Consider the following 6,416-nt stretch of genomic DNA (forward strand, 5'->3'; position numbering starts at 1 on the left):
TAGAACAATCATAGCCGCAAATTCTGGGTCTTAATCTGTTTGAAAAACATGTTCCGAAGACCAGTCACCTGAGGTCGGGTTATATCAATTATCGGGTTCTTGCGAGCTTTAATGCATTGAGAACACGAAAGATACGGTTATTCGCTTTCTTCGATTGAACCGTTATCCCCGTTAGAAACGATGATATTTGATACAGAAACGCGCGCGGAGAATATATCCATTCGAATACCATGTACCTGATTTCTGCAAAGACTTGAAACGAATTAATTGAATTATGTTGTTTTGGGCAAGGTGATAAGAATAGTATATTGAAACCGTTTCTATCAATTTCATTGAGCGATCTTCTATCTACGCGACAGACAGGGCATGAGTCAGGTCCGCCGGCAGATAGTCCTAAATGAATAGCCGACAACCAAGACGACACGGAGTCGACTGAATGTCCTTAAATAATCGGATCCTGGCAATTTTTGCTCTGGTATTTCTGTGTGCCACGAGCGTGCCGGCACGCGCCTGGGCTCAAGAAACGATCCCTCCCAAATTTCAGGAATCGAAATCTCTGCTCAACCTGTCTGCCGATGAACTGCTGTTATCCAAACCGGAGACCCCGGAGCAGTTGATGCAGGCAGTGGTGCAACTGACGGACCTCGGTCAGGCAACTTCCGCCAAGTCTTATCTTGAGCAACTCATTAAAGCGAATATCGATGACGAAACGGTTTTGAAACTCCGGGATAAATATGGCCCGGCTGCGTTTCTTGCATTGTCAAATAACACAACGCTGCAACCCGAATCAATCGCGCTGCTGAAAAAAATGGAAGCCGCTTTTCGGGCTTATGCCACGGACCCTGCACGCATCAATGGTTTGATCAACGATCTTTCCGCTTCTCCCGCGAAACGTGCGATTGCCATCATTGAATTGAAATCTGCCGGTGAAATTGTGGTACCATCGATCCTGCTGCTGTTAAGTAAAAGCGAAGATCCTCGCACGAACGACGAGCTGGCGTTTGCTCTGTCTCAATTAGGCTCCCCCGTTGTTCAACCTTTAATTGCCGCTCTCCGCGCCCCGAAAGAAAATATCCGTAAAATTGCGGCTGACGTATTAGGGGATATTGGAGATCCGGCAGCGGCCCTTTATCTCTGGAATCCGGCATTTTCTGAAAGCCAGCCTCCCAGCGTTCAGATGGCAGCCCGCATGGCGCTGGCAAAAATTCTCAAGAAAGATCCTCGTAATGTCTACGAGCTGAATCCCCACGGTGCGCAGCAGGAATTGAAAAACGCAGCGCTCCGCTTTTACGATGCACAGGAAGATCAATCAGAAAAACAGACACTCTGGATCTGGGATTTAAACGAACAGACGGTTGCTCAAAAAGAACTGCCTGCTCAGGAAATCAATTTGATTGAAGGCCTGCGTCTGGCGAAAGAAGCTCTGGAAATGTCGCCTGACAAACAGGATGTCCAGACACTCTATCTGGCGATGGCCCTCGCGATGGATGCCTATCATGCTGGCTGGAATAATCCGCTCCCGGAAGGTCAGGGGACGGCATTCAATCTGGCATTGCTCTCAGGACCATCAGCTGTCAGCCGGGTGCTGGCTTTAGCCATGAAACAAGGACACACGCCGAGTGCGATCGCTGCTTTAAAGGCGCTGGGACAAATTGGCTCACGCGCTTTACTTTATGAGCAGTTGGATAAGCACTCATCCATCATCGCTGCCTTGAATTATCCTGATCGCCGGGTTCAATTCTCGGCAGCAACGGCCATCATGCAACTTGATCCGGTCAAAACATTCCCTGGCGCCACCCGGGTGATTGCCATTCTGACCCGGGCGCTGCTGGGTGCAGGATCTCAATCAGCGATCGTGGCGGATACCAGCATCCCGCGTGGCCAATCAATGGCGGGTGTTTTTCATGAACTGGGATATCAGACCCAGCCAGTTCAGACCGGCAAAGCAGCCTTCAAAGCTGCGACAGAACGAATGGATGTCGAATTCATCGCATTGGAATACAACATTTCCCACTGGGGTCTTTCACAAACCATCGCCAACCTGCGGGCCGATTCCCGTACGGCGAATATCCCCATCATTATCTACGGCCCACTCCAGCTGAAAAATAAAATAGAGTATTCGACCCGGCATTATCCTCTGGTTCACTACATTATTGAATCCGGAGACACGAACAACATCGGGACACAAATCAGACCTTTCCTCAGCAGTCTAAAAACGCCGGAACTGACGGGCGACCTGCGAAATGAATATCGCACAGCGGCTCTGTACTGGTTAGCGCATATCGCATCCAGTCAGCGAAGTAATATTTATGACCTGACTCCGGTAGAAAAACCATTACTGCAACTGGTTCCAGACCGGGCACTTGCTTCCAACGCGCTGATCACTCTCGGAGGAATCCCCACTCGCTCCGCTCAGCTCGATCTGGTGAAAGTCGTCACAAGCAAGATGACGGAAACCGATGTCAAAGAAATTGCTGCCCTGCAACTGGCATTTCATATTCAGAAATTCGGACTGCTGGTTGATTCGGTGCAGGTCGCCGCGATACGAGAAGCCTATCAGGCTGCCGAAGACCCCAAGCTGAATACCGCACTGGCCTCTGTCATGGGGACTTTGATGCCCGATAACAAAGTGATCGGTGAACGGCTGCAGAAATTCCAACCGGCTACAAAGACTCCTTAGTTTTCGTTTCTGGTTATCGCTACGGTTCCCTCTCTGAGTTACTCTTAAGTAATACATACAAAAAAACTCCGAAGATTTGCAGTAAACCTTCGGAGTCGTATCTGAAACATCAGCACATGGAATTGTTATTTTACATTTGCTGCTGCTGTCTTCTTTCGCAACAATGCCCGTAAAGGCTCTTCCAGATCGCTGGCGTTCGAAGTGACGATTTCTGTCACACCAGTATGGTCGACGAGCATCAGCATCGGCACAGTTCGCACGCCGTAATACACGGCGGCGGGATTATTCCAGCCCCGTTTATCCCGTGCGGAATAAAATATCTGTCGCCAGTCGAGAGACGTTTTTTCCTGAAAAGCATCAATGGCAGGTTCTTCTTCGTCCAGATTCACACCCACAATTTCAAACCCGTACTTGCGGTATTTTTGTGACAGTGTCTGAAGCTGCGGCAGTTGTTCAATAAATGGCCTGGCAGTTGTGGACCAGAAGACAACCAGTACCACGCTTCCCTTGTAATCATCAATGGAAACAAATCCGCCCTCAATCGTTTCTCCCGCCAGTTGTAAAGGTTGACCTTTCAAACGCAAACGCCGTGTCAAACCGGTCACCTGTTCTGCTTCCTTGCTTTTAGGAAACTTGGATTCCAGATCAATACAGCAGTCAAGTGCCTGCTGATTCAAGCCATACAGCTGACTCGTTTCTGCCGCTGCCTGCAATAACTGGGGCGCACGAATCGTTTCTTTAGGAAACCGTGAAGCAAATAAACGAGTCTGCTTTACAAATTCCTCAATCCAGCGCGGTTCCTGCATCGCAAATCGTTGTGCACTTGTATTGGCAAACTTGGCCACAGTAAACCCGGCGTCCGCAGCGGATGGCGAATTGGGGTCCCGTTTAAACAACGACTCTGAATGATCATATAAAGCGTCGATACTTTCCTGATCTCCCTGCAACGCCAGTTGAAGATGCGCATCCAGCAGATGGCTGATACAAACGGTAAAGAGACGCTGCTTTTCCTGGTCAGCGTGAGTTTGTTTGACCACTTCCATTGCCAGTTGAATGATTTTCTTATTGCGTTCCGCACGCGCTTTTTTCAATTCATCGACGTTTTCCGTCTTGGGCAATGCCTGAACGCGGAGTCGTGTGATCTCGCGCACACTCCACTCCGGGGAGCCTGGTTTCAGTTCCTCAATTTTGACCTCTTCATCGGCCAGTGACTTATCATCATTGTCCAGATCATCCATGTCGAGTCGGTCCCGCTCGAGGCTGGCGGTCTGAATCACACCAGCAGGAGAATTCAATGCTGGGCCGGTCTGAGAAACCTGAGTGATTGTGCCCGTGGGGGATGATTTCGTTTGCGAATCGGCAGGCGCTCCATCCAGCTTCCCGTCGATGTTAGTACCCGCTGATTGCGCCGGGGAAGTTTCCCCACCTCCACAACCGAACTGAGTCAATAATAACAAACACGCTGCAATCGTGGTGATATCATGTCGATGCCTCATGGTCTTTTGCTCTCCTTCCTTTGAGAGTCGGTAACTATCTGAAGAACCGAGGTAGCGAAATCTCTTGTTAGGAATCCTGCCATTCCCTCAGCAAAATTACTGTCGTAAAACACTTTAAGGTGCGTGTTTTATGACAAAAACCACATCCAAGGCAATACGAAGCTGGAAAATTTTACAATCTGACCTGCGATTTCAGAGATCTTTTCAACACACAGCATCGAAAAAATGACCGCCAGAAGTCTTAAAGCTCGCCATGATACCGCTTGAAAGCTTCAATGGCAAAATACTCTGGCAAACCGAGTTGATTGTAAACCGTTGCCGTATTACGGGTTCGATCTTCTGCCCGCACCCAGAATTCCCGTTTGTCACTTCCGGGATAAAAGGCGCTGTCCTTTTGTGATTCGTGTTTGAAAATGGCTTCCCGCTTTTTGAGGACCACTTCCGGACTCAGCGGAACCGCTCTTTCGATTTCGTGCGGTTCATACTCTTCCCAGGCACCACGGTACATCCAGAACTCGGGAATAATTCCTTCGCCGGCAACAAGATTGACGGCATTAATTACAGCCTCTGCACAAACCCGGTGAGTCCCATGCGGGTCGGAAAGGTCACCGGCCACATAGATCTGATGAGGATTGATCTCACGCAGCAGATCCGCCACGATTAAAATATCCTCTTCCCCGATCGGCTTTTTGGAAACCTGCCCCGTGCGATAGAAGGGAAGATCCAGGAACCGGAGACGTTCTTCGGGAACTCCCGCGACTTCCGCACCGGCTGACGCTTCGGTTTTTCTGATCAGACCTTTAATCCCCAGCATTTCTGCCGTATCCAGATCGCCCGGTTTTTTATTTTCGATGGTTTCTTTGAGATTCTGCAGTTGCGAAAGAACGGCATCACCATCCGGATGAAACAGCTTATGAAATTCTGAGACAAAATCGATGTGTCGCAGCGCATCATGATCAAACACCGCGATATTTCCGCTGGTCATGTAAGCGATGTAAACATCATGCCCCTGATCGGCCAGTGTAATCAGAGTGCCCCCCATCGAAATCACATCATCATCCGGATGCGGGCTGAATACGATGACTCTCTGGGAATCGACGCCCGCAGGTTTCGTACAAATCCCTTCCAGTAATGCATCAAATACACGCTGTCGAATCTGTGCGACAGATCCGTATTTATAAATCAGTTGATGCAGGTGATTCTGCAGAAAATCGTCTGTTTCCAGCTTTAAGAGAGGTTTACCTACTTCGCCCGAGAGCCAGATGACTGCTTTTTTCTCCAGTTGAGGCGTCCATTCAATATTCCCCACAATCCAGGGAGTTTTGACAGCCGTCAGCTCAGCAGCAGCCGCACGATCGACGGCAAACAGGGAATTCGTATGCGTCTGCAAAAAACTCGCTGAAACTTCATCAGTCACTTCCTGTTCGGCAGCACGCTTCACGACAGAGGCTTTATGTTCGCCCAAAGCCATGATGATAATTTTCTTCGCGGCCAGAATGCTGCCGACTCCCATCGTAATCGCGTGATGCGGAACATTATCTTCCCCGAAAAATCCGCTGGCCGCATCGCGTCGCGTCACCGGATCCAGGTTCACCAGACGGGTCAGACTGTTACGCGCGCTCCCCGGTTCGTTGAAACCAATATGCCCGGAACGGCCAATCCCCAATAACTGCAGGTCCAGACCGCCAAACTTCTCGATGGTCCGCTCATACTCCTCGCAATACGCGTCTACATCTTCAGCGGCAATATCGCCGCGGGGAATATGAATATTCTCCGGTTTGACATTCACGTGATCAAAAAAATTCACCCGCATGAATTTGTGATAGCTGTGAATCGAGTCCGGATCCATCGGCCAGTATTCATCCAGATTGAATGTCACGACATTGGAAAAATCGAGCTGCTCTTCGTTGTGCAGGCGAATCAGTTCCCGATACACTCCCAGCGGCGTCGATCCTGTAGGCAGCCCGAGAATAACAGGGGTTTTTGTGTCATTTTTGGAGCGAATTAATTTGGCAACGACTGAGGCAACATACTTCGCCAATTCGGAAGACGTTTCAAAAATCACGGTGGGGACTTTTGTGTGCCTGACAAATTTGGATTTCGGAGTGACGTGAACGGGACGTGCAGTATCAATGGCCATCAGACGTTTTTAACCTGTTAAGCGAGAATGAAGCTGACTGTAGTAACGCAGACAATCGTGATCTTCTTCGTTTCATTCAACTGAGTTAAGTCAGTCAAAT

The 6,416-nt window shown here is 49.3% G+C and carries 3 protein-coding genes; 1 reads left to right on the forward strand and 2 read right to left on the reverse strand.

The features are described from left to right. Positions 1 to 436 precede the first annotated feature (436 nt). Positions 437 to 2,680, forward strand: a complete 2,244-nt coding sequence (locus Q0294_RS06340) for a HEAT repeat domain-containing protein (protein ID WP_299462066.1) — start codon at positions 437 to 439, stop codon at positions 2,678 to 2,680. A gap of 125 nt (positions 2,681 to 2,805) precedes the next feature. Here Q0294_RS06340 and Q0294_RS06345 read toward each other — a convergent pair whose 3' ends face one another. Then, entirely contained in the window at positions 2,806 to 4,176 is a 1,371-nt protein-coding gene (locus tag Q0294_RS06345) for a TlpA disulfide reductase family protein (RefSeq protein WP_299462069.1), read from the reverse strand. 241 nt (positions 4,177 to 4,417) lie between these two features. Continuing rightward, a complete protein-coding gene (gene nagB / locus Q0294_RS06350) occupies positions 4,418 to 6,316 on the reverse strand; it encodes a glucosamine-6-phosphate deaminase (protein ID WP_299462072.1) in 1,899 nt (632 codons plus the stop codon). Between the last annotated feature and the right edge of the window lie 100 nt (positions 6,317 to 6,416).

The sequence above is a fragment of the uncultured Gimesia sp. genome, assembly GCF_937919775.1.
GTDB lineage: Bacteria > Planctomycetota > Planctomycetia > Planctomycetales > Planctomycetaceae > Gimesia.